The 23,067-nt window shown below is 67.4% G+C and carries 19 protein-coding genes and 1 pseudogene; 10 read left to right on the top strand and 10 right to left on the bottom strand.

From position 1 onward, the window contains the following. The first annotated feature begins 2 nt into the window (after positions 1–2). Positions 3–650, top strand: coding sequence for an ABC transporter ATP-binding protein (locus tag C7C57_RS01075; RefSeq protein WP_187977272.1), 648 nt, complete (start codon positions 3–5; stop codon positions 648–650). Between the two features lie 19 nt (positions 651–669). Here the strand turns inward: C7C57_RS01075 and C7C57_RS01070 are convergent, their stop codons facing one another. Next, positions 670–1,086 carry a hypothetical protein gene (locus tag C7C57_RS01070; RefSeq protein ID WP_187977271.1) on the bottom strand — a complete coding sequence of 139 codons (417 nt, stop codon included), beginning with the start codon at positions 1,084–1,086 and terminating at the stop codon, positions 670–672. A 76-nt stretch (positions 1,087–1,162) separates the two neighbouring features. Then, positions 1,163–6,292 carry a DUF11 domain-containing protein gene (locus C7C57_RS01065; RefSeq protein WP_187977270.1) on the bottom strand — a complete coding sequence of 1,710 codons (5,130 nt, stop codon included), beginning with the start codon at positions 6,290–6,292 and terminating at the stop codon, positions 1,163–1,165. A 311-nt stretch (positions 6,293–6,603) separates the two neighbouring features. Between C7C57_RS01065 and C7C57_RS01060 the strand changes: the two genes are divergently transcribed. Beyond that, positions 6,604–7,503: a helix-turn-helix domain-containing protein gene (locus C7C57_RS01060; RefSeq protein ID WP_187977269.1), complete on the top strand. Its 900-nt coding sequence runs from the start codon at positions 6,604–6,606 to the stop codon at positions 7,501–7,503. Here C7C57_RS01060 and C7C57_RS01055 read toward each other — a convergent pair. After that, the gene (locus C7C57_RS01055) at positions 7,389–8,405 is read right to left on the bottom strand and encodes a hypothetical protein (RefSeq protein ID WP_187977268.1); all 1,017 of its coding nucleotides are present in this window, start codon (positions 8,403–8,405) and stop codon (positions 7,389–7,391) included. The genes C7C57_RS01060 and C7C57_RS01055 overlap by 115 nt on opposite strands. Before the next feature lie 281 nt (positions 8,406–8,686). Here C7C57_RS01055 and argG point away from each other — a divergent pair, with 281 nt between their 5' ends. After that, on the top strand, positions 8,687–10,108 hold the full coding sequence (gene argG / locus C7C57_RS01050) for an argininosuccinate synthase (protein WP_030147813.1): 1,422 nt from the start codon (positions 8,687–8,689) through the stop codon (positions 10,106–10,108). 86 nt (positions 10,109–10,194) lie between these two features. Here argG and C7C57_RS01045 read toward each other — a convergent pair whose 3' ends face one another. The 6 genes from C7C57_RS01045 to C7C57_RS01020 form a co-directional block, all read right to left on the bottom strand. Next, a complete protein-coding gene (locus C7C57_RS01045; protein ID WP_187977267.1) occupies positions 10,195–11,178 on the bottom strand; it encodes a CPBP family intramembrane glutamic endopeptidase in 984 nt (327 codons plus the stop codon). A gap of 104 nt (positions 11,179–11,282) precedes the next feature. After that, positions 11,283–11,594 carry a helix-turn-helix domain-containing protein gene (locus C7C57_RS01040; RefSeq protein WP_187977266.1) on the bottom strand — a complete coding sequence of 104 codons (312 nt, stop codon included), beginning with the start codon at positions 11,592–11,594 and terminating at the stop codon, positions 11,283–11,285. A 170-nt stretch (positions 11,595–11,764) separates the two neighbouring features. Then, positions 11,765–12,697 carry an ABC transporter substrate-binding protein gene (locus C7C57_RS01035; RefSeq protein WP_121687664.1) on the bottom strand — a complete coding sequence of 311 codons (933 nt, stop codon included), beginning with the start codon at positions 12,695–12,697 and terminating at the stop codon, positions 11,765–11,767. After that, positions 12,694–13,407, bottom strand: a complete 714-nt coding sequence (locus C7C57_RS01030) for an ABC transporter permease (protein ID WP_030147807.1) — start codon at positions 13,405–13,407, stop codon at positions 12,694–12,696. The genes C7C57_RS01035 and C7C57_RS01030 overlap by 4 nt, the downstream gene beginning before the upstream one ends. Beyond that, positions 13,400–14,086: an ABC transporter permease gene (locus C7C57_RS01025; protein WP_187977265.1), complete on the bottom strand. Its 687-nt coding sequence runs from the start codon at positions 14,084–14,086 to the stop codon at positions 13,400–13,402. Before C7C57_RS01025 ends, C7C57_RS01030 begins: the two co-directional genes overlap by 8 nt. After that, entirely contained in the window at positions 14,083–15,051 is a 969-nt protein-coding gene (locus C7C57_RS01020) for an ABC transporter ATP-binding protein (protein WP_187977264.1), read from the bottom strand. Before C7C57_RS01020 ends, C7C57_RS01025 begins: the two co-directional genes overlap by 4 nt. A 248-nt stretch (positions 15,052–15,299) precedes the next feature. Between C7C57_RS01020 and C7C57_RS01015 the strand changes: the two genes are divergently transcribed. Continuing rightward, a complete protein-coding gene (locus C7C57_RS01015) occupies positions 15,300–15,854 on the top strand; it encodes an NADPH-dependent FMN reductase (RefSeq protein ID WP_187977263.1) in 555 nt (184 codons plus the stop codon). Positions 15,855–16,017: 163 nt separating this feature from the next. Here the strand turns inward: C7C57_RS01015 and C7C57_RS01010 are convergent, their stop codons facing one another. Beyond that, complete coding sequence (locus C7C57_RS01010) at positions 16,018–16,785, bottom strand: AraC family transcriptional regulator (RefSeq protein WP_187977262.1); 768 nt, start codon at positions 16,783–16,785, stop codon at positions 16,018–16,020. Between the two features lie 71 nt (positions 16,786–16,856). On the opposite strand from C7C57_RS01010, the gene C7C57_RS01005 reads away from it, so the two are divergent. The 6 genes and pseudogenes from C7C57_RS01005 (at position 16,857) to C7C57_RS00980 (ending at position 22,927) form a co-directional block, all read left to right on the top strand. Beyond that, positions 16,857–17,708 carry a siderophore-interacting protein gene (locus C7C57_RS01005; RefSeq protein ID WP_187977261.1) on the top strand — a complete coding sequence of 284 codons (852 nt, stop codon included), beginning with the start codon at positions 16,857–16,859 and terminating at the stop codon, positions 17,706–17,708. A gap of 40 nt (positions 17,709–17,748) precedes the next feature. Further along, positions 17,749–18,777, top strand: a complete 1,029-nt coding sequence (fepB, locus tag C7C57_RS01000) for a Fe2+-enterobactin ABC transporter substrate-binding protein (RefSeq protein WP_187977260.1) — start codon at positions 17,749–17,751, stop codon at positions 18,775–18,777. Further along, a complete protein-coding gene (locus tag C7C57_RS00995; RefSeq protein ID WP_187977259.1) occupies positions 18,761–19,771 on the top strand; it encodes an iron ABC transporter permease in 1,011 nt (336 codons plus the stop codon). Before fepB ends, C7C57_RS00995 begins: the two co-directional genes overlap by 17 nt. Continuing rightward, positions 19,768–20,820, top strand: a complete 1,053-nt coding sequence (locus C7C57_RS00990; protein ID WP_187977258.1) for an iron chelate uptake ABC transporter family permease subunit — start codon at positions 19,768–19,770, stop codon at positions 20,818–20,820. Before C7C57_RS00995 ends, C7C57_RS00990 begins: the two co-directional genes overlap by 4 nt. Then, a pseudogene (locus C7C57_RS00985) lies at positions 20,817–21,606 on the top strand (ABC transporter ATP-binding protein). Before C7C57_RS00990 ends, C7C57_RS00985 begins: the two are co-directional and overlap by 4 nt. Next, the gene (locus C7C57_RS00980; RefSeq protein WP_187977257.1) at positions 21,599–22,927 is read left to right on the top strand and encodes an enterochelin esterase domain-containing protein; all 1,329 of its coding nucleotides are present in this window, start codon (positions 21,599–21,601) and stop codon (positions 22,925–22,927) included. The pseudogene C7C57_RS00985 and the gene C7C57_RS00980 overlap by 8 nt, the downstream one beginning before the upstream one ends. Positions 22,928–23,067 lie beyond the last annotated feature (140 nt).

The following is a 23,067-nucleotide window of genomic DNA, read 5'->3' as shown; positions in this document are numbered from 1 at the left end:
CCATGGAAATCAGCGCTTCCAACATCAGCGTCACCATCGCCGGACGCACGGTACTTGAAGACGTCAGCGCCCGCGTGGTTCCGGGGCAAACGCTGGCGCTGGTGGGTCCCAGCGGTTCGGGGAAAACCACCCTGCTCAACGTGCTTGGCCTACTCGTTCCGATCGAGCACGGGACCCTCACCGTGGCAGGCCAGGAGACCCGGCGGTGGAGGGACGCTCGAAGGCGCGCCTTCTGGCAGCATCATGCGGCCTTCGTTTTTCAGGACTATGGGCTGATCGAGGAGGAGAGCGTCGCCTATAACGTGGTGCTCTCCCGATTGCCACCGTTCTGGCGCAGGCGGCGGGAGGCCTCAAAAATTCTGCCCATTCTGGAACGGGTGGGACTCCCCGATCGGGCTCGGGAACGCGTATCCGCCCTCAGCGGCGGCGAGAAACAGCGCGTCGGCCTCGCCCGCGCAATGTTTCGAGCGGCGGATGTGATCTTTGCGGATGAGCCCACCGCCTCCCTGGACCGAGAAAACCGCGACCTGGTCACCGCGTTCCTCCTGGGGGAAGCCGACCGCGGGGCCGCGGTTGTGATCGCCACCCATGATGAGGATCTGATCGCGCGCTGCGATGAACGTCTCGAGCTGCGCTCCCGCACCGCCTAGGCGAACACCGCCCGCGGCGCTACTTTTCGACCAGGGTGGCACCCAGCACCACGTCGACGTCGCGGGCATCGGCGGGGAGTTTGGTGCCGACCGTCCAGCGCCGTTCGGTGCCGCCGGGGACGTCGCGTAGCTCGACGAGCTGGCGTGTGTAGACCGTTGCCGTCTGCGAGTTGATCCAGCTGACCGAGACAAAAACCGTGCCGTGGGATTTCTGTGGGAGGGTTACCGTGCCCTCGGCGCTGACGTCGGTGCCCGGCTTCTTGGTCGCGGAGGTCAGGGTCACCGAGCGGGCGATACCGATTCCGTCGCGGGGCAGCTCGGGGATGGCGGTGCCCGACGAGGTCACCGTGGTGCCGGCCTCCGGGGTGCAGCCCGCCAGGCCCAGGGCCACGCCCCCGATGAGGAGGGCAGAGATAATGCGTGTGGTGATGGTCACCCGATTCCCTTTCGATACGGCAGTGCCGGGGAGGGCGGGAACAGAAGTCCCACCCTCCCCGGCAGCATCCTGATGGTTAGGCGCGGCGGCGGCGACCGAACACCAGCAGGGCACCCAGCAGCAGGATGATCCAGCTCAGCGTGCTCACCGCCGGGACCCACTCGGCACCGGTAATCGCCAGGTGCGAGTTGGCACTCGACTTCGGTCCCGACGCGGCCGGTGCCACCGGCGTGGACGGAGCCGGATCGGTCGGGCCCGTCGGCGTCCCGGTCGGGTCGGTCGGGTTCGCCGGGATGACCGGGACGGCCACCACGGTGATCGTCACGCTGGACTCCTCCGAGGTAATCGCGGTGGACTCCCCGGCGGGAAGCGCCGAAGCGGTCGCGGTGTTGGTCACGCCGCCGGCCTTCAGATCCGCCGCGGTCACCACGTAGCTGGCATGAGCCTGGGCACTCTCCCCCGGAGCCAGGACCCCGGCTTCACCCGGCCACGTCACCTGCAGCTCGGACAGCCCGGCCATCGGATCGGCGATGGCGGCCTCGCTCAGGGTCAGGGTGCCCGAGTTGGTGACCACAAAGTCAAAGCGGACGGTATCGCCCACGTGAACGTTCCGCGCGGCGCTGGTCTTCTCCAGCGTGATCCCCGCGGCACCCACGATCGGCGACTCCACCGTCGAGACCGGCGACTCCACCGCGGTTCCGTTCGGGTCCGTACCGGCGGCGGTGGCGCTGTTGTGCACCACACCGGCGTCCACATCCGCCTGGGTCAGAACATAGGTTGCACGGGCGACCACGGTCTGGCCCGGGGCCAGCACTCCCGCATCACCCGGCCAATCATAGGCGAGCTCCGAGAGACCCGGCAGCGCATCGGTCACCGCGGCATCACGCACCGTGACGTTGCCGGAGTTGGTCAGCTCGAACGCATAGACGATGCTCTGGCCCGCGCGGGCGGGGCTCTCCACCCCGGACAGATCCGCGGTCTTCTTCAGCGTCAGGCCCGAGGTCTGGGTCGCCGACACCGACACCGAGGACGAGTCCGACACCTGGGTGCCGTGCGGGTCGATGCCCATCACCTGCGCCATGTTGGTGAAGGATCCCGCATCGAGATCGGCCTGGGTCGCCGCATAGGTGGCCGTCGCGGTGACAACCTGACCCGGGAGGAGAATGCCCGCCTCGCCCGGCCACTGGTAGGTCACGTCGGACAGGCCCGGCAGCACATCCGCCACCGCAACATCGTGCAGGGTCACGGTGCCGGTATTGGTCACGGCGAATGCGTAGGTCACCACGTCCCCGGCGGCGTTCACCACGGCGCGGTCGGCGGTCTTCACCAGGGCCACGCTCGGAGCGGCGACACCCGGGATCCGGACCGTGGAATCCGCCGAGACGACGGTGCTTCCGGTCGGGTCGATCCCCGAGACACGAGCCGTGTTGGTGGTGGCTCCCCGGTCGATATCTTCCTGGGTCAGCTCGTAGGTGGCCGTGCAGGTACCCTGCGCACCCGGTGCCAGGACAGCGGGCAGACCCGCGCAATCCAGCGCCAGCGCGCCGGAACCGTCAAAGGCGGTTTCGGTCACCACCGGGGTGGACACCGTCTTATTACCGGTGTTGGTCACCACAAACGAGTAGGTGATCTTCTGCCCGAGCACATAGCCCGCCTCATCCGACGGGCTGGCCGACTTCACGATCGTGAGGGCCGCGCCGCCGGTGACCGAGACCGTCGTCTGCGAGGCGTCATCCACCTTTACTCCCCGCGGGGAGAGGGCCGAGGAGGTCGCCTGGTTTTCGATCACGCCGCGGTCGATATCGGCCTGGGTGACCTTATAGGTTGCGGTCACCACGACGGCCGCACCCGGGGCGAGCACGCCCGCGGGGGTGCCCGTGGGCCAGACCGTGCTCACCACGTCCACTCCGGGAACCAGGTCCTTCACCGAGACTTCACTCAGGGTGGTGGTTCCGGTGTTGGTGGCCACCAGCGAATAGGTGATCACGTCTCCGGCTCGGGAGACCGTGGCGCGCGATGCGGACTTGACCAGCGAGATCGTGGCCGAGCCGGTGATCACCGAATCCACGGTGGATGCCGGCGAATCGACCCGGACGCCGCCCGGATCCGCACCGGACACCGTGGCGCTGTTGTGCACGGTTCCCGCATCTACGTCGGCCTGAGTCAGCACATACGACGCGTGCGCCTTAGCCACCTGGCCCGGTGCCAGCACGCCCGCCTCGGCCGGCCAGGTATAGGTCAGGGCGGAGAGCCCGGGCAGGGCGTCGGCGACGGCCACCTGGGTCATCGGCACGTCTCCGGTGTTGGTCACCTCGAACGCATAGGCGATGCTCTGACCAGCCTTGGCCGTCTTGGAGACGCCCGACAGATCCGCCGTTTTGACCAGCGACAGGCGCGGGTTCGTGCGCAGCTGGGCGCAGACCGGAAGCGGCTCGGCCGCCGGGGTCTGCGCGGAAACCAGCGCGACCGAGTTACAGGCCAGCGCGTTGACGCCGGCGTTGTCGGCCACACCGGCCACGTAGGTAAACGAGGCCGATGCCCCCGGTGCCAGGGCACCGGTCACCTGGGCACGGATTCCGCGCTTACCCGCGGCCCCGGCACCCCAGTCGTTCACCTTCCCGTCCGGGCTCACCTCGGGACGCGACGGGTTGGTCGCCGCGGTGTAGCTCAGTCGCAGGTTCGCGGAGGTTTCGGCCACGCTTTCCAGCGTCAGATCGAAGCCCGAACCACGGGAGATGCCCTGGGTGGCCGGGATGAATCCGGTGTCGCCCACGAAGGGCAGCACATCGTAAGCCACCACGTTGGTGAGCTGGGTGTTTCCGGCGTTCTGCAGGGTCACCCGGTACTTGATATCGGTGGTCTTGAGGCCCACACCCACGGTCTGACCGGGCACCGCGGCCCAGTTACAGCCGTCCGGGGCACCGGCATCGGGCACACAGATTTCCTTCTTGGCGCTCAACCGGTCGGTGCTGCCCACCTGCACGGTCTGGGTCACCCCGGAGAACCAAGCCCCGGTGTCGCCCGTGCCGTCGGCGTTATCGAAGTTGGTGTTGCCGTTCATCCAGTCGGCCTGGGTGTTGTTCCACAGGCGCGCGGAGTCACCGATGCGGGCGGTCGCGACGCTCTGCGTGCCACCCTTCACCATCGGTCCGGGCAGCGCTACGACGGACAGCACCGGCAGGTTTGCGACCGAACCAAACGTGGTGCCGGCGGGCCAGGAGGCCACCAGAACCTCGCGGCTCACATCGTTCCCTCCCTCGCGGAAGGTGCGGGTGGCGGTGGTGAGCTTCACCCCGGGCGGAACGCTGCCGGCAAATGCGGCCGATCCGGGCTTGATGTTCCAGCCGGTCGGGGCGATGAAGACGTATTCGGGGGTGAAGGCCGAGCCGGTGGGCACGTTGTTGGTGGCCCCACCGATGCGGTAGGTGACCTCGCTACCCGGAACCGCCTGGCCGCCTCCGGCGACCTGAGCGTCCGAGGTGAATGCGGCGGTGATACGCGGCTTAGATCCCACAAACTGGAACGAGGCGTTTGCCGGCTTCGTCTGCGGAACGAAGGCGGGGTTATCCGCCTGCGACGGCCAGGTCATCGTGCTCGTGGCCGAGTTGCTGCGCGTCTGACCCACCGGGGCGGAGGAGTTCACCGCGAAGCGGTAGGTGACCAGGTAATCGGTCGAAGTCTTATCGGTGGGCTTGACCCGACCCGGCTGCAGGGTTCCGCTGACCGCGGTGACCTTGGCGAAGCGGGTTCCGTTCGGAGCGGTAATCTTGGTGACGTTCGCCCGGGTGCCGGTTGTGCCGTCGCTCAGGGTCCAGGAGAAGGTACTCGCGTTGGAGGCCTCTACCTCAAAGACCGGGGCGTCCGGCTGGTCCAGGGTGTCATCGGTGACCGTGGCCACACCCGCGACGTTGGACTCGTTGCGTGCGGTCGTGATCCACGAGTACTGACCGGCTACGTTGCTTCCGGGCTGCGGAACGATGACCGATCCGGTGTCCGAGCGTCCACCCTCAAAGCGCGAGGCGGTCTTCGAGAACGAGGATCCGGGGAACGGCGACTGGCAGGCCACCGTGAGGTTGATCGAGTGCTCGGCGGTCTGCGTGGTGCGCTTATCGTCGAGGTAGCTGACCGTGGTGCTCATCGAGACCGGCACGGTTGCCGAGAAGTCACAGCCGGTCGGGGAGAACTTGGTGCCGGGGAAGCGGACCGGAATCGAGTGTGGCTCGTAGCCGCCAAACGAATACCATCCGGTGGCGGGCACCAGGCCCCAGCCGCCGGCGGCGGGCAGCGACGGGTTGTTCACGTCACCGCGCACCCAGCGCACGGTCTGGGTTGCCGGGTCGTAGGTGCCAAAGTCCGGAATCGGACCGGCGATCTCGGCCTCCGGCGGAAGCTGCATCACAACCTCGTAGTAGCCGGCCGCGGCCCAGCGGGACTGGCCGTTGGCCACGACTCCGGTCTTGATCAGCGATCCGGTGGTCATCGCACCGGTGATGCTCACGGTCTGGTTCGGCTGAACCGAGGAGGTCGGGGCGGCGATCCGCACCTCGGGCTTGCTCAGCTGCTGACGCCAGGTAACCGGGGAGGCGGTGGCGGAAACGTCGGCGCTGGCCGAGGAGCTACTCGCGGTAGCCGACATGACGATCTGGAACCCGTTGGGATAGAACTGTCCCGGCTTCAGAGTGCGCTCGGGGGCATCGCTGGCGATGCCGTAGGTCACCGTAAACGACAGCGACTCCCCCGCGGTGAGGGTGCCGATCGGGAAGGTCTTTCCGGTGGCATCGGTGCCGGTCGGGTTGCCGGTCTTGCTGGGGTTCGTCCAGGTGCGGTAGAGCAGCAGGGTGCGCCCGGCATCGGTGGCAGGCAGCTTGGCCGCCAGACCGTAGGGGTCCGCCTGGGACGGGGAAAACTTCACCTGGGCGTTGACGCAGTCGGCCACCGAACAGGAAACCGCAACCTTATAGGCCACGCTGTTCTGGTTGGTCCCGTACGCAACCTGGGTCTGCGGAGCACCCGACACCGAGTCGACGGGCTCCACACTCACGGTGAGCACCCCGTCTCCGGCCGCCTGGGCGCTACTCGGGAGCAAAAGCCCCGCAACGACCACCAGAATGACCGTCAGCAGCGCGACCAGGCGCATGGCCCGAGGCCGCACCCCTCCGCGTGCAGTGCCCGTCCCGAAGGACAGGGCGTGACCGGTACTACCCATGAATAGACTCCCTTACCTCGAGCGTGTCTCGCTCGTTCCGCTTCGGGGCGCGCAGAGGCCCCGATTGTTCATCAGGTCCATAAAATCGCAATTTTTCTCGTCGCCCCGGCGTGCTGCGGGGATCGACACGGTGCCTGCGTGATTCGCACGTGATTGGCGCTCCGGCGGATCCACATTGCTGGGCTAGCATGAGCTAAAGATCGAGTGGAGCCGTCGCCACGCCCCACCCGCCGACGTTCAGTTGCCCTCCCAGGAGTACCGCTTTGCCCAGTTGTGACGCGTCTTCATCCCCCGCCACGGCGATCACCCGCGTGCATCGAGCGCATCAGCACCCGTCCTCACGCCGGTTTGCCCTGGCCGATTTTCTCCACTCCACCACGGACTTCAGGTCGACCCATCCGGCCCTGGCGACCCAGGCCCACGGTGTCGGTACCGCGCGGGCCGAGCTCATTGCGCTGAGCCTGGATACCGGTGAGGCGACGGTGCGCTGGGCACCCTCCGATCCGTCCACCCCGCGCGTGCTGGTGGCCCTGATGGGCGCGGGCCGGGTGCGGATCGAATCCACCGGTGGGGTGATCAACCGGCCGCCCGGGACCGCCCTCGCCCTACCGTCCCCCGGCCAGACCACCGTGCACCTGCTGGGCGGACCCATCGAGTGTGTCCTGCTCAGCGTTTCGATCGACACCCTGGCGGAGAGCCCGCGGCGTTTCGACTCGGCGACCACGCTGCCCCCGCTCAGCATGCGGCGAATGACTCCCCTCTATACGCTGCTGCGCACCTTCATCGCGACCCCGCCCTCCGACGGCACCGATCACCACCACCTCACCCAGACGCTGCCCGCGATCATCGACTCGGTGGTCGAGGCGATTGCCCAGGGGTCCCCGGCCTTCCCGACCCCTACCCTGTCCCGGCGCGCACGCCGCTTCGTGGACGAGAACTACACCAACGCCACGCTCACCACGGCTTCGGTCGCCGCGGGTCTCGGGGTCTCGGCGCGCACCCTTCAGGCGGCCTTCGCGGCCGAACAGACGACGCTTTCGGCCGAGCTTCGCGAGGTTCGTACCCGTGCCGTTCGACGCATCCAGGAGGAGCACCCTCACATTCCGCTGACCAACATCGCGGCGATGTGTGGCTTCTCCTCGGTTTCGGCGATGTACCGGTCGCTGCGCGCCGCCGAGCCGTCGCCGGGACCGGGGATGCTCTCGGCATAGGTTCGCAGGGCCCGATACATCGCCGAGGTGGAGCGAAAACCGGCGGCGATGCGCAGGTCCTCGGCGCGCAGTTCCGGACGGGACCGGCGCAGCGAATCGACGCGCCGCACCCGGCGGCGACGCAGTTCCTCGGTGAAGGTGGATCCGGCCCGGGTCAGCGCCGCCTGCAGAGTTCGCGGCGAGCTCCCCAGCCGGGTGGCCACCGATCCGAGGGTGAGCCCGGCGTCGCCGTAGTGGGTATCCAGGAAGGCAAACAGGCGCGACAGGACCCCCTCATCACCGCTCACACCGTGGCCGAGGATGCCGGCGAGCGAGGTTGCCATCGCCTCGGCGGGGGTGGCCAGCTCCGCCCGCGGGTCCTCCGGGCCGGCCGAAGCCGGTTCGGTGAGCGCCCGGATAAAACCATAGATCGGGGCAACCTGGCGAAAGGACAGCGGCCCACGCTCCACACGCTCGGCCAGCGCGCCGAGTTCGGAGCTCAGCAGGCTGGCGGCGATGCTCACGTAGATCAGCTCCACCTCATCGGAGGTGGTTTCGATCTGCACCGGGGCATCCCCCGGGGTGATGAGCGCGGCGCTCGCACCGTGCACCACGGCGGGCACGTCCGACACCAGCCGGAATTCTCCACGTCTGGCCACCAGGATGGCGGCTCGACCCCGGGAATCCTGGGTGCGATGCCAGGTGAGGGCAACCCGGGGTACCGTCACAAAGGCAAAGGACGTCTGGGCGAAATGCGCCAGGTGTACCTCGGCGGCCCCGCCGCCCGTCACCGCGTCGATCGAGATGCGCGCGGCCCCCAGATAGCTGCGCAGGGCAAACGCATGCGCGGAAACCGATGTCAGGCTCCCGGTCATATGTTCACTGAGGAACTGCCCCCGGTAGCGTCGGCGAGAGGGGCTCATGCCCGGGGATGATTCGCGCGCAGGGTGGACACGCTGTGCAAGGAAAACACAAACTACTCCGGAAACGAGGGTTCATTGGGGCCGGTAATCGGCGCCCGCCGAACGGGTAATACGGGAATGGCCTGTCCGGCACGTTTCGGTTGCCCGCGCGCACGCACCTTTGTATTGGAGCAGATTCGGCAACGCGACGACGTCTCCTGCACAAAACGACCGTGATCGTGCGCATTTTGCCAGGCGATACGGTACCGGCGAACCCCGCAACACACCGTAGGATAAAGAGCATGTCCAAGGTTCTTTCTTCTCTCCCCGTAGGCGAGCGCGTCGGCATTGCCTTCTCCGGCGGCCTCGATACCTCCTGTGCAGTCGCGTGGATGCGCGATAAGGGCGCGATCCCCTGCACCTACACCGCCGATATCGGTCAGTACGACGAGCCCGACATTGACGGCGTCACCGCCCGTGCCCTCGAGTACGGTGCCGAGCTGGCCCGCTTTGTCGACGCCAAGCGTGCACTCGTGGAGGAGGGCTTCATCGCCCTCCAGACCGGTGCCTTCAACGTACGCTCCGGCGGCAAGACCTACTTCAACACCACCCCCCTCGGCCGCGCCGTCACCGGCACCCTGCTGGTGCGTGCCATGAAGGAGGACGGCGTCGAGATCTGGGGCGACGGATCCACCTATAAGGGCAACGACATCGAGCGGTTCTACCGCTACGGCCTGATGGCCAACCCCGCGCTGCGCATCTACAAGCCCTGGCTCGACAGCCAGTTTGTGGAGGAGCTCGGTGGACGCCAGGAGATGAGCGAGTGGCTCGTCGAGCACGGCTACCCCTACCGCGACTCCGCCGAGAAGGCCTACTCGACCGACGCCAACATCTGGGGTGCCACCCACGAGGCGAAGAAGCTTGAGTTCCTCGACGCCGGACTCGACATCGTTGAGCCCATCATGGGTGTGGCCGCCTGGCGCGAAGACGTCGAAATCGCCACCGAGGAGGTGTCGGTTCGTTTCGAGGCCGGCCGTCCCGTCGCGATCAACGGCGTCGAGTACACCGACCCGGTTGCCCTGGTCTACGAGGCCAACGCCATCGGTGGACGCCACGGCCTGGGCACCTCCGACCAGATCGAGAACCGCATCATCGAGGCCAAGTCTCGCGGTATCTACGAGGCTCCGGGTATGGCTCTGCTGCACATCACCTACGAGCGCCTGGTCAACGCGATCCACAACGAGGACACCCTCACCAGCTACCACACCGACGGTCGCAAGCTCGGTCGCCTGATGTACGAGGGACGCTGGCTCGACCCGCAGGCCCTGATGCTGCGCGAGTCGCTGCAGCGCTGGGTGGGATCGGCCATCACCGGTGAGGTCACCCTGCGACTGCGTCGCGGCGACGACTACACGATCCTGAACACCACGGGTCCGAACCTCAGCTACCACCCCGAGAAGCTCTCGATGGAGCGCACCGTCGGTGCCGCGTTTGGCCCGGAGGACCGCATCGGTCAGCTGACCATGCGCAACCTCGACATCGCCGACTCGCGGGCCCGCCTCGAGCAGTACGCGGCCCTCGGCCTCGTCGGCGGCGCCACCGCCGAGCTCGTCGGTGAGCTGGAGCAGGGTGCCGCGGCGAAGATCGCCGAAGCCGTTGGCGGCATCGACGCCGACGCCGACACCCTGGGCCTCTCGGCCGCGTTCGAGACCGGTACCGACTAGCCCAGGCTCGTTCCCGCCGGGCTCACGCCCCACAACACACTGCCCGCCCGGATCATGATCCGGGCGGGCAGTGTGTTGTGCAAGGGTTAGACGGTCGGGATGCGCTTGGGCGCGAGCTGCGGTTCCTGCTTGAACTGGCCGGTGAGGGCCAGCACCAGCACGATGATCGCGATGACGATCCATCCCGAAACCCCCAGCGGGTTCACCAGGGTTAGGTCCATCGGGGTGTCCGCCGCCGAGAGCAGGAAGATCAGACCCGCCGAGGCGTTGAGGGCACCGTGGCCGATGACCGCGGGCCAGATCGAGCCGGTGCGCAGCCGCACCCAGCCGAACAGCATGCCCCACAGCACACAGCCGACCACCATCGTCAGCACTCCCCAGAGATCGGGCTGGCTAAAGTTGTGGCCCAGCAGGGTAACCGGCGCGTGCCAGACACCCCAGATCACGCCGCTGAGGATCAGCGCGGGCCAGATGCCCAGCGGACGCAGCGCCGGCAGTAGCCAGCCGCGCCAGCCGATTTCCTCGCCGAACGCGGGGATCGCGTTGAACAGGGCACCGAGCGGGATCGAGAGGATCTGCGCGATGACGATCGTCCCGATCAGCGACTCATCCACGGGCAGCGCGGGGCCGAGCATTGCCCGGAAGCCGGAGAAGGTCACCAGGTCGAGGGTGACCCATCCAAACAGCGCCGAGATGCCCAGGCAGGCGGCAACCAACAGCAGCGGCACGAACGCCGCCAACACCGTGAACCAGATCACGCGCTTGGCCGGGCGCAGCGGCCAGATCCCGAGGAAACGCAGGCGTTCCCCGCGCGGCACCTTCATCGCGAACACCACCACGAGGACCGCGAGCAGCGGGGTGAACATCATCGCCGCGGGCAGGACTCCGCCCAGCAACGGGTACGCCGGACCGACTTTCTCGACCACCCACAGCGGCAGGATCACCAGCCAGGCCAGCGCCCACGCCACCACCGTAAGAACGATGACCGCGGCCCAGGGCACACGTGCTACTCGGTCGGGCCGCGTTTCGGCTTTCGGATAGTTGTTTTCGCTCACACCGGTGTCAGACATAATGGTTCCCGATTATCGCGGACGGCTTTGCTCGCTGTCCAGCATCTCCCGCGGATCCGCCGAATTAATATCACGCTCACACACAGGACAGGCCGTTCTGCGCGCTATTTTTCCGAGGGCTGTCGCACGCGCTTTCGGTTGAGCAGCCCGGCGCGGGCACGGCCGAGGTCGGTGCTCAGCGGATCGAGCGCATCGGCCAGGGTCTTCAGGACGCCCAGCGCCCGCGCGACGCGCAGCACCACGTGGAAGCTCACCGTGGGGTCGCCATGCTCCACCTTGCGCAGGGTGTCTCGGCTGATGTCTGCCCGCTCGGCCACCTGGGTGGTGGTGAGTCCGAGGATCTTGCGCCATCCCGCGAGGTCTTCGCCCATGGTTTTGGCGGCCTGGACGACGGGTACCGACAGCTCAACAGCCATGAAAACTCCTCAGATAACGACGAGCCAGATAGGCAGAAAGTCGCTTAAGGGAGATGTTACTCGTCAATATGATGAAAAGATACTGGCTTTTCGATTCCCACCTACGCGAACAAAACAGGCTGCCCGCCAGGATCGTGATCCGGGCGGGCAGCCTGTTTGAGCGGGTGAAACTAGATCAGCTTCTTTTCCTTGAGCCAATCGGTGGCCAGCTGCTTGGGGCTGGCCTTCTCGGCTCCCTGGTTCTTACCGTTGAGCTCAATCAGGTCCTCGGTGGTCAGCTCGGCCGAAACCTTGTTGAGCACCTCGGCAACCTTGTCCGTGTTGGCCTTCTTGCTCACCAGCGGGATGACGTTCTGCGGCAGAATCATGTTCTTCGGGTCCTCAAGGGTCACGAAGCCGTTCTCCTTGATCGCCGGGGTGGTCGAGAAGATGTCCGCGAGGTCCACGGTGCCATCCTTCAGCGCACCCACGGTCAGCGGCCCGCCCGAGTCGCTCAGCGGCACAAACTTGATCTTGGCGGCGCTCAGACCATAGATCGACTCCAGTCCGGGAGGACCGTAGGGACGCTGCTCCAGCTCGGGGTTACCACCCACGGTCAGGTCGCGGTCAAGGCCCGCGAGGTCCGCGAGGCTCTTCACGTTGTTCTGCTCGCTGAACTCCTTGGTGACGTTATAGGAGTCCTTGTTCTCCGCCGGCGAGGCCTTGAGGACCGCGAGACCGTTGGTCAGCGCGGTGCCCAGCTCCTTCTCGACCTCCTCGGAGGTCGACGCCTTGGAGTCCTTGTCGAATGCCTGCAGCAGGTTACCCGAGTACTCGGGCACGATGTCGAGGGATCCGTCTTCCAGGGCCTTCAGGTAGACGTCGCGCTGGCCGATCTGGCCCTTGAAGTCGACCTTGATGTCCTTGGCTTCGAGCGCCTGTGCGTAAATCTGCGCGATGATCTCGTTCTCGGCGAAGGCCGCCGAACCGATGGCGATGGTGTCTCCGGCGGCGCTGCTGCCGCCACCGCTCAGCGGGTCGCCGCTGGCACAGGCGCTGAGGGCAAAGATCGCGCCGGCGGCCATGGCCAGGGTGAGACCCCGTTTTGCTCCACGAATATTCATGCTGCTGTCCTCTCGGTAGGGGTTTTACTGCGTCGGTTGCCGCGGGCCGCGCGCACCCCCGTGGGGAGCACCGCCTTACCCACAAGCAGGAATAGAAGGTCAAGAATCAGGGCCAGCGCGGCCACCAGGAGCGCGCCAGCGAGCATCTGCGGATAGTCCCGCAGCGGCAACGCATCAAACAGGAAGCGCCCCAGGCCGCCGAGGGATATATAGGCAGCGACCGTGGCGGTCGCGACCACCTGCAGCATCGCCGAACGCAGCCCACCCACGATCAGCGGCAGCGCCAGCGGGAACTCCACCCGCCAGAGGATCTGCCACTCGGTCAGGCCCAGCGCGCGCGAGGCATCCACGGTGGCCGGATCCACCGACTCGACCCCGGCATATGCCCCGGCGAGGATCGGCGGAATGGCCAGCACCACCAGCACGATCAGCGTTGGGATGATCGCCAGGCGCACCCCGAAGCCGAACTGCACGGCGATAAACACCAGCAAACCCAGGGTCGGCATCGCGCGCAGAGCGCCGCTCAGGCCCACCACGAGTCCGCGGCCGCGACGGGTGTGACCGATCGCCAGGCCGGCGGCCAGCGCGATCACCCCGGCGATCAGCAGGGTCATCCCGGTGATTGCCAGGTGCTCCAGCAGGCGCGTGGGAATCCCGCGCGAGCCGGTCCAGTGGGCGGGATCCAGCAACCAGTTCAGGCCGTCAAGCATTCGTGGTCACCTCCAGGGTCTCCGCATTGGTCTTGTTGCGCACCCGGCGCGTGCGCGACCAGGGCAGCAGGGCCTTGCCGATCAGCACGATGATCAGGTCGAAGATCAGCGCGATCAGGACCGTGCCCACGATGCCCACGCCGATCTCAAACGGAAACGAACGCTGGGTACCATCGGTAAACAGGTAGCCCAGCCCGCTCATTCCCACCAGCGCGCCCAGCGTGACCAGGCTCACCGTGCTGCTGGAAACCACGCGGGTCCCGGCGATGATGATCGGTCCGGCCAGCGGCAACTGGACCTGCCAGAAGCGCCGCCACGGGCCGTAGCCCAGGGCGGTCGCGGCATCCAGCACCTGCGGCGAAACCTGGTCGAACGCATCGGCGGAGGTGCGCACCAGCAGCGCGACCGCATACAGGGTCAGCGCGGCGATCAGGTTGATCGGGTCGAGGATCTGGGTGCCGAGGATCGTGGGCATCGCGATGATCAGCGCCAGCGACGGAATCGTATAGAGCAGCCCGGCGATGGTCAGCAGAGTGCCGCGACCCCAGCGATAGCGGTGCGCGACCCAGCCCAACGGGACCGAGATGATCAGCCCCAGCAGGATCGGCGGCACGCTCAGCGCCACGTGTGTGAGCACCAGGGCCCACACATCGGAGAGGTTCTCGAAGAGCCAACTCATCGAGTGGTATCCACCTCCGGAGCCTCATTCTCGGAGCCAAGCTCCCCCGGCGTATCCAGGTTCGGCAGGTCTGCCGCCTCGGTGCCCAGGGTGATCTCACCCAGGTGCTCATCGCGTCCGCCGGCACCGACCGAGACCGGGCCGGTCGCGGTTTCGGCGCCGAGGACACCGGCGATGCGGCCGGTCCCATCCACCACGAGGGTGCGGCCCTCGCTCTGGCGCAGGGTCAGCGCGCGTCGGCCGCGGTCGGCACCGATGAAGTCGGCCACAAACTCGCTGGCCGGGTTGGAGAGAATCTCGTCCGGGCTGCCGTGCTGGGCCACGTGTCCGCCCCGGGAGAGGATCGTCACGTGGTCGCCAAGCAGGAACGCCTCGTCAATATCGTGGGTCACAAACACGATGGTCTTGGCCAGCTCGCGCTGGATGCGCAGCAGCTCCTCCTGCAGCTCGCGGCGCACGATCGGGTCCACCGCGCCGAAGGGCTCATCCATCAGCAGGATGTTCGGGTTCACGGCGAGCCCGCGGGCCACCCCCACCCGCTGCTGCTGGCCACCCGAGAGTTCGGCCGGGTAGCGCTTGGCCAGCGCCGAATCCAGCCCCACGGTTTCCATCAGCTCATGGGCGCGCGCCACGGCCTCGGCCTTGGGCACACGATTGAGCAGCGGCACGGTCGCGATGTTCTGCAGCACCGTGCGGTGCGGCAGCAGGCCTGAGTTCTGCATCACGTAGCCGATCCGGCGGCGCAGGGTCACCGGGTTGAGGCTGGCGACGTCCTCATCGTCGATCAGGATGCGACCCGAGGTGGGTTCCACCATGCGGTTGATCATCCGCAACAGGGTGGTTTTGCCGCTCCCCGAGGATCCCACAAACACGGTGATTTCGCGTGAGGGCAGGCGCAGCGAGAAGTTGTCCACCGCGAGGGTGCCATCCGGGAAGCGTTTCGAAATTCCGTCAAACTCGATCACAGATCATCCCCATCTCGCACGTTTTGCGTGCGGTTGTGAGTACCTAGCGTAGACACTGCCCTCCGACATTGTGTGAATTGTTCCCGTTTTGTCATCTATTCGGAGCCGATCTATCCGCGGATTGACGCGGATCTCAGAAATTTTTGAAAAAGTTTGGAATGTGGGAATGGAACCCCATCCGGTTTAGTTTCATATGAATGGACTTCACGGAGCACCGTGCAAAGTATTCGGAATAAGAAAGGGTCATCATGACCACCTATCGCATCGGCTACATCGTTGGCAGCCTGTCCGCCAACTCCATCAACCGCAAGCTCGCCCTTGCACTGAAGGCCCTCGCCCCGGCGAACCTCGAATTCCACGAGATCGAGATCAAGGACCTGCCGCTGTACAACCACGACCTGGATGGCGCTTACCCCGCCGAGGCCGTCGCCCTCAAGGACGCGATCAACGCTTCCGACGCTCTGCTGTACGTAACCCCCGAGTACAACCGCTCCATTCCCGGCGCGCTGAAGAACGCCATCGACTGGGCCAGCCGCCCCTGGGGTCAGAACTCCCTGGGCAAGCCCTCCGCCGTGGTGGGTGCCTCGATCGGTGCCGTGGGCACCGCCGTCGCCCAGCAGCACCTCAAGGGCATCCTGAACTTCTCCGACGCCGCGCTGTTCAACCAGCCCGAGATCTACCTGCAGTTCACCGAGGGCCTGATCACCGAGACCGGCGAGGTCACCAACGAGGGAACCGCCGCGTTCCTCAAGGCATGGCTCGAGGGCTACGCGGCCTTCGTCGCCGCGCACGTCGCCAAGTAGTCTTCTTCCCCTAGCGACACCTACCGAACCCGAATATCGGTGCTAAAAGCCCGGGCACGGCTTGTGCCCGGGCTTTTTCGCGCCCACAATCACACCCACAGCCGCAACCACGGCCGTGAGCAGACCCGTCGAGAGCGCTTCGCGGCGGCGGCAGTCTACCTCGTTAGCGTGCGGCGGCAGTCTCGGGATGCAGCGCGCTGGGCGGCATCCCGAACTCGCGCCCAAACGCCGTGGTGAACGCCGGCGGATTGGCATATCCCACCTGGACCGCCACATAGGAGACCGCGTGTCCGGCGCGCAGCAGATCACTCGCCGCGGCCATGCGCATGTGGGTTCGCCACTGCCCGAAGGTGAAGCCGGTCTCGTCCACAAAGTGGCGCTGTAGGGTGCGCGCCGAGACCATCGCGCGCTGCGCCCACTGCTCCATGCTGAGCGGCGAAGCGGGGAACGCCGCCAGCGAGCGAGCCACCCCTAGGGCTCGCGGATCGGCCGGATAGCGCGGCCCCGCGGCGGGCACCTCGGCACACACGCAGCGCCGCAGCTGGGCGATCTTCGCGGCCCGCTCACTCGCGGTGGTGAGCCCGGGCTGCAACAGCACGCGGCCCACCTCCTCGATCTCCGGCGTGCGCGAAATCGCCCGCACCCGGGTCTCCGCGGTCCCAAACTCGGCGACCTGGATATACAGCGGCAGCAGCAGCGAGCCGGGATCCGGACGCACCTCGTGCGCGAGTCCGGCCGGGATCCACAGCGCCCGCTCGGGATCCACCCGGAAGTGTGCGCCATCCAGAATCAGGGTCGCGCCGCCGCTGATCACCCAGGTGAGCTCGTGGCTCTCATGCGCGTACCCCCAGGAATTCGGCGCGACGGCAGCCGTCTCGACCGGGGCTGTACCCGCGGTGTCCAAAACTCGAAGTCCCGATGTCCATCCCACCAAAATATTAAAACATAGGCTCGCCTAACCTAAAAGCTCACCGGAATTTTAGTCCCCGAAAGAGGTGGGTTTTGACCCAGCAGCACCGTGTCCACCCGGGCACCACCCGGGTCAGGCACCCGCTCCATGCCCGCACGCTGACCGTGCATGCGATCCGTCGCCTCTCGGCCTCGCTGATCGAGCTGCGCCTGCACGGCGACTTCGAGGCCGCACCGCTGGTCTCGGTGCGCGGCGGCATGGCCGAACACGTCAAGCTGATCGTGCCCGATGCGCAGACCGGGGTGCTGTCGGTTCCGCGGATTGTGGATGAGCGCATCGCCGCACCCCTGAACGGTGGGGCCTGGAGCTCCCGCGACTACACGGTGCGCGCGTTCAACCCGGCCACCGCCCAGGCCCCGGCCGAGCTGGTGCTGTGGGGCGTCGAACACCCGCACGGTCCGGTGGGTGCCTGGGTGGCCCGGGCCACCGTCGGTGACACCGTGGGGGTGCTCGGGCCGCGCGGTTCCGAGCTCTTCCCCGAAAACTATCAGCACTATCTCATCGGTGCCGATGAGACGGCCCTGCCTGCCCTGGCCCGCTGGATCGAGGAGGCCCCGGCCTGCGCCCACCTCACGGTTTTTGCCGAGGTGGAAAGCCCCGCCGCGCGAATCGAGCTGCCGCACCGGGAAAACACCACGGTCACCTGGCTGGATCGCGGTGCCGGGGAGAGCCTTGCCGCCGCGATTACCGCGTGCCCGGGCGATCTCTCCGCGAGCTTCGTCTGGGTGGCCGGGGAGGCGAGCGCCCTGATCCCGCTGCGCCGGCACCTCCTCGGCGAGCGCGGCCTGCACCGCGATCAGATCGATGTGTCCGGCTACTGGAAACGCGGGATCGCCGATCTTGATCACCATGCGCCCCTGGACGCCGAAGATCCCCAGAACTAACACCACTTTCCCCGCAATACCCCAACGATTTGGAGACCCCATGACCACATCCGTGCGCCCCTCGCGGCTGCTCAAAACCCTCGGTGCTCTGGCACTGGCCCTCGGGCTGACCGCCTCGCTGGCGGCCTGCGCCCCGGCGAGCGGATCCACCGGTGAGGCCACCGCCGCATCGGACGGTGCGGACTCGGGAGTCTGGCCCCGCACCATCACCCACGAACTCGGTAAAACCACCATTCCCGCGCAGCCCAAGAAGGTTGTCTCCACCTCGCTGACCCTCACCGGAACCCTGCTCGCAATCGACGCCCCGATCGCCGCCTCCGCCGCCGGAACCCCCGGCAACGGCCTGGACAAGAACGGGTTCTTCGACCAGTGGGGCGAGGTGGCCAGCACGCGGGGTGTGGACGTGCTCTACCCCAACCTGGAACTGGACCTGGAATCGGTCACCGCGGCCAAGCCCGACCTGATCGTCATCTCGATGACCGGTGCCGACAGCACCAAGGATGCCTATGAGCAGCTGAGCAAGATTGCCCCGACCATCGCGCTGAACTACAGCACGCAGAGCTGGGAGGACATTGCCAAGCAGCTCGGCCCGGCACTGGGTCTGGAGAAGAAGGTGGAGGAGACCATCAGCGACTTCTCGGGCAAGATCGCCGAGGCCAAGGACAAGATCGCCGCACCGGCCGGGAACGTGCAGGCAGTGGTCTTCAACGGTGCCCAGGAGGACACCGCGTTTGCACTGACCACCGGACCGCACAACGCGCTGCTGACCGAGCTGGGTCTGCCCATCACCAACCCCGAGTTCCCCGGCGACAAGCCCGCCGCCTCGGATCGCAAGGACTTCCAGTTCCTCTCCGCCGAGAACGCGGTGGTCTCGCTGACCGCCCCGACCGTACTGCTGGTGAGCGCCGATGACGCCACCAAGGAGAAGCTGGTGTCGGCCCCGGCGTTTGCCAACATCCCCGCACTGAACGGCGGCACCGTGGTCCCGCTGGGTCTGAACTCCTTCCGCATCGACTATTACAGTGCGCTGGAAGTTGCAAACACCCTCGTCAATGCCTTCCGAGCGTAAACGAAACCTCACGTGGGTTCTGACCGGTGGCGGAGTACTGCTGATCATTCTGGTGATCCTCAGCTTCGCCACCGGTTCTCACGTGATCGAGTTCGGGACGCTGTGGCGAGCGCTCACCGACTTTGACCCCAAGAACAATGACCATGTGATCCTCGCCCACCTGCGCTGCCCGCGCACGGTCATCGGTATCCTGGCCGGCTGCGCCCTCGGGGTGGCCGGGGCGGCGATGCAGGCACTGACCCGCAACCCGCTGGCCGAACCCGGACTGCTCGGGATCAACGCCGGGGCCGCCGCGGGAGTGGTGACCGGGCTGGTGTTTTTCCCGGCGGTCTCCGGCTTCGGCGGCATCCTGCTGGCCTTCGCCGGAGCGGCCGCCGCCTCGGTCCTGGTGTTCACCCTCGGCGGGGCCCTGCGCACCCCGAGTAATCCGGTGCGGCTGGTGCTTGCCGGGGCGGCGACCGGAGCGATCCTTGGGGCCTACACCTCGGCCCTGCTCCTCAACGTGCCCACGGCGTTCACCTCGTTTCGGGCGTGGGATGCCGGCTCGCTGCAGGGCCGTCCGTGGGATGCGATCCTCGCCCCCGGGCTCGCCATCGCCACGGGCCTGATCCTCGCCCTGCTGCTGGGGCGCTCGCTCAATGCGGCCGCCCTCGGACAGGACCTCAGCCGCGCGGTGGGGGCATCGCCCCGGCGAATCACCCTGCTCACCGGCATCTGCATCGTGATGCTCGCCGGTGGGGCCACCGCGCTGGCCGGGCCGATCAGCTTTGTGGGCCTCGCCGCCCCGATGCTCGCCCGCACCCTGGTGGGACCGGATCATCGCTGGCTGCTGCCCACCTCGATGATCCTCTCCGCCGACCTCCTGCTGGCCGCCGATATCCTCGGCCGCCTGATCCTCTGGCCCAGCGAGCTGCAGGCCGCGATCGTCATGGCCCTGATCGGAGCCCCCGTGTTTATCTTTATCGTGCGCCGCCGGAAGCTGGTGCAGCTATGACCCCGCAAGACACCCTGGCCCCGGGATTTCGAGCGCTGACCCTGAACCACGGGCGGATCAGCCTGCGCTGGCATCCGCGCACGGTGATCAGCTGCGCGGTGCTGATCGTAATCGCGCTGGCCGTGGGGTGTGCCTCGCTCAGCCAGGGCAAGCTGGAACTCTCCCCCGGGGAGCTGTGGACGATCCTGATCGGGCAGGGCGATCCCGCCGCGACCTCGATCGTCTGGGAGATTCGGATGCCCCGGGTCCTCACCGGCCTGTTCACCGGCGCGTGCCTGGCGATCTCCGGTGCGGTGTTTCAGTCGCTCTCCCGGAACGCGCTGGGCTCCCCCGACCTGATCGGATTCACCTCGGGGGCCGCCACCGGCGCGGTCGCGGCGATCATGCTCGCGGGGGCCGGGGTGGTGGCCGTGGGCCTCGCCTCGATTGCCGGCGGGCTGGTCACCGCGATCGCCGTCTACGTGCTTGCCCGCAAGAACGGCGAGACCGACGGTCAGCGCCTGATCCTGGTGGGTATTGGGGTGGGCGCGCTGCTCCAGGCGGTCACCGTGATTCTGCTGACCCGCGGGCATGCAGATATCGCGATCGGTGCACAGATGTGGCTCACCGGCACGCTCAACCTGCGCGGATGGGACAACGTGGCCACCGTGGGGATCGCGCTGGTCCTGCTGCTGCCCGCGCTGATCCTCGGGGCTCGGCACCTCAACGCGCTGGAATTCGATGAGGGGCTCGCCCGCCAGCTCGGTGTCAAGACCGAGCGGGTGCGGCTGCTCACGATGGGGGCGGGGGTTGCCCTGGTGGGCCTGGCTACCGCGGCGACCGGACCGATCGGCTTTGTTGCCCTCGCCGCCCCGCACCTCGCCCGCCGCCTGGTGCGGGTCTCCCACGTCCCGCTGGCGGCATCGGCGTGCCTCGGCGCGACCCTGCTGCTGGCCGCCGACCTGCTTGGCCAGGTTCTGCCGATTGCCGCCAAGCTCCCGGTGGGACTGATGACCGGCGTACTTGGCGGCTTCTACCTGCTCTGGCTCCTCCTCCGAAAGACACCATGACCATTCCCCTTCAGGCCCGAGGCGTGACCCTCGGCTATGACACCACCGTGGTGGCCGAAAACCTCAGCGTAGAGATCCCCGATGGGCGCTTCACGGTGATCATCGGCCCCAACGCCTGCGGTAAATCCACCCTGCTCAGCGCGCTCTCCCGGCTCACCCGGCCGCGGGCGGGCCAGGTCCTGCTGGACGGTGCGGACATCCACGCGCTGGACACCCGCACGGTCGCCCGCCGGCTGGGCCTGCTTCCGCAGGGATCGGTCGCCCCGCACGGCATCTCGGTGCTCGACCTGATCTCCCGCGGACGCTTCGCCCATCAGGGTCTGCTGCGCCGCTGGAGCGAGGAGGATCGCGAGGCCACCCGGTATGCGATGGAGGCCACCGGGGTTACCCACCTCGCCCAGCGCAACGTGGATGAGCTCTCCGGCGGACAGCGTCAGCGCGTCTGGCTGGCGATGGTACTCGCCCAGCAGACCCCGCTCGTGCTGCTGGATGAGCCCACCACCTACCTTGATCTCTCCCACCAGTTGGACACCCTGCGCCTGTGCCGCTCCCTCGTCCAAAACCCTGGTTGCCGTGCTGCACGACCTCAACCAGGCCGCCCGCTATGCCGATCACGTGATCGCGCTGAACGAGGGCCGGGTGATCGCCACCGGCAGTCCCGAGGAGGTGGTGACCTCGGAGATTGTGCGCAGCGTCTTCAACGTGGATGCGCTGGTGATTCCCGATCCGGTCACCGGACGCCCGCTGATTGTCCCCACCGAGAAGGAGCTTCCCGCCCGTGGATAACGAACTTACCCCCACCCCGACCGCGCCGAGTGGTGCCCCGCTCCCGGCCGCGCCCGCCTGGCTTGCCGGGTGGCAGCGGCGGCTGAGCGGGGTGGCGATGCCCCCGGCAACCGACCGAACGGTGCCGGTTCCCGCGGTGGCTGCCTCCTCGGTGACGGCCCCGTCGACCCCGGCAACCGAGGAGGACTTTTGGGCCCAGGTGTCCATCTCTCCGGTGCTCGGGGAGGCTCGGGTCGTGGAGGGCACCGCGCTGCGCGAGGTCACCTTCCTCTGGGAGGGGGATCAGCCCGAGGTCATGGTGCACATCAACTCGCTCACCGATGCGCATCGTCACGACATCACCCCGGCACTGCTGAAGCGCATCCCCGGGACCCGCATTCGCCACATCAGCTACCTGCTGCCCGAGGACATCCTGGCCGGGTACCGGTTTGTCACCGACACCCATATTCCGCGCGACGTGGGGGCCGCGCGCCCCGGTTGGAAGCGGATCCATGAGCGCGGGGTACCCGATCCACGTAATCCGCGCACACTGCCGCATCCGCTGGGCGAAACCTCCTCGATGCTCGTGATGCCCGGCTTTGCCGCGCATGAAGCCTGGGACCCGGCACGTCCCGCGCGCCACCGCGGCGAGCGCCGCACCCTGCGTACCGAGCCGCACGTCTCCCCCGCGCGCACGGTCTTTCTCTACACCCCGCCCGAGGCGGTCACCCGGTTGCTGGTCCTCTTTGATGGGGATCGCTGGGACGCCCTGAACCTCCCCGACGCCCTCGACCGGTTTGGCGCACCGGGTCTCGCGGTGGCGATGGTATCGGCAATCTCCCCCGAGGACCGGCAAACCGATCTCCCCCACCCCGAGCGGATCGCCGCGATCCTGCGGGTCGAGGTGCTGCCCGCGGTGGCCGAGGCGCTGGGGCAGGTGCTTGATCCGACGAGGATCATCGTGGCCGGGCAAAGCTATGGCGGCCTGGCCGCGGGGGCGCTGGTGCTTGAACACCCGGATATCGCGCACACCGGAATCGTCCAGTCGGGATCCTTCCACTTCCGCGCGAACACCGAACCCAGCCCGCACGCCGAGGACCCCGGTGACGTCAGCGAGCGCCTGGCGAGCCGGAGACCCGGGCCCCAGACCGGCCGGCTGATCATGCAGCTGGGCTCCGAGGAGGGGATCCTGGTCCCGCAGGGCCGCCTACTGCGCGACCGGGCGCGTGCCGCGGGGTATCCGGTGAGCTACCGGGAGGTGCGCGGCGGCCACGATTTCGCCTGGTGGTCGCACGGGCTGTTCACGGCGTTGGAGGAGGCGCTGCACCCTTCGGGAGTGTGATGTCGGTCCGCCGAGAGATCCGCCGCCCGGTCATAATCGGTCATCCGGGAATCCGACACGGTCCGCGGTCGTTATTCTCCTCCACAACCGGCTCCGCAAGCGCGCCCGGATCACGCGCCACGGGCGCACGTCGGAAGGAT

Origin of the sequence: Mycetocola sp. JXN-3, assembly GCF_014522285.1 — a bacterium.
Taxonomy (GTDB): Bacteria; Actinomycetota; Actinomycetes; order Actinomycetales; family Microbacteriaceae; genus Mycetocola; species Mycetocola saprophilus.
The sequence above is the reverse complement of the archived record's forward strand: the minus strand, read 5'-3'. Positions and strand labels throughout refer to the sequence as shown.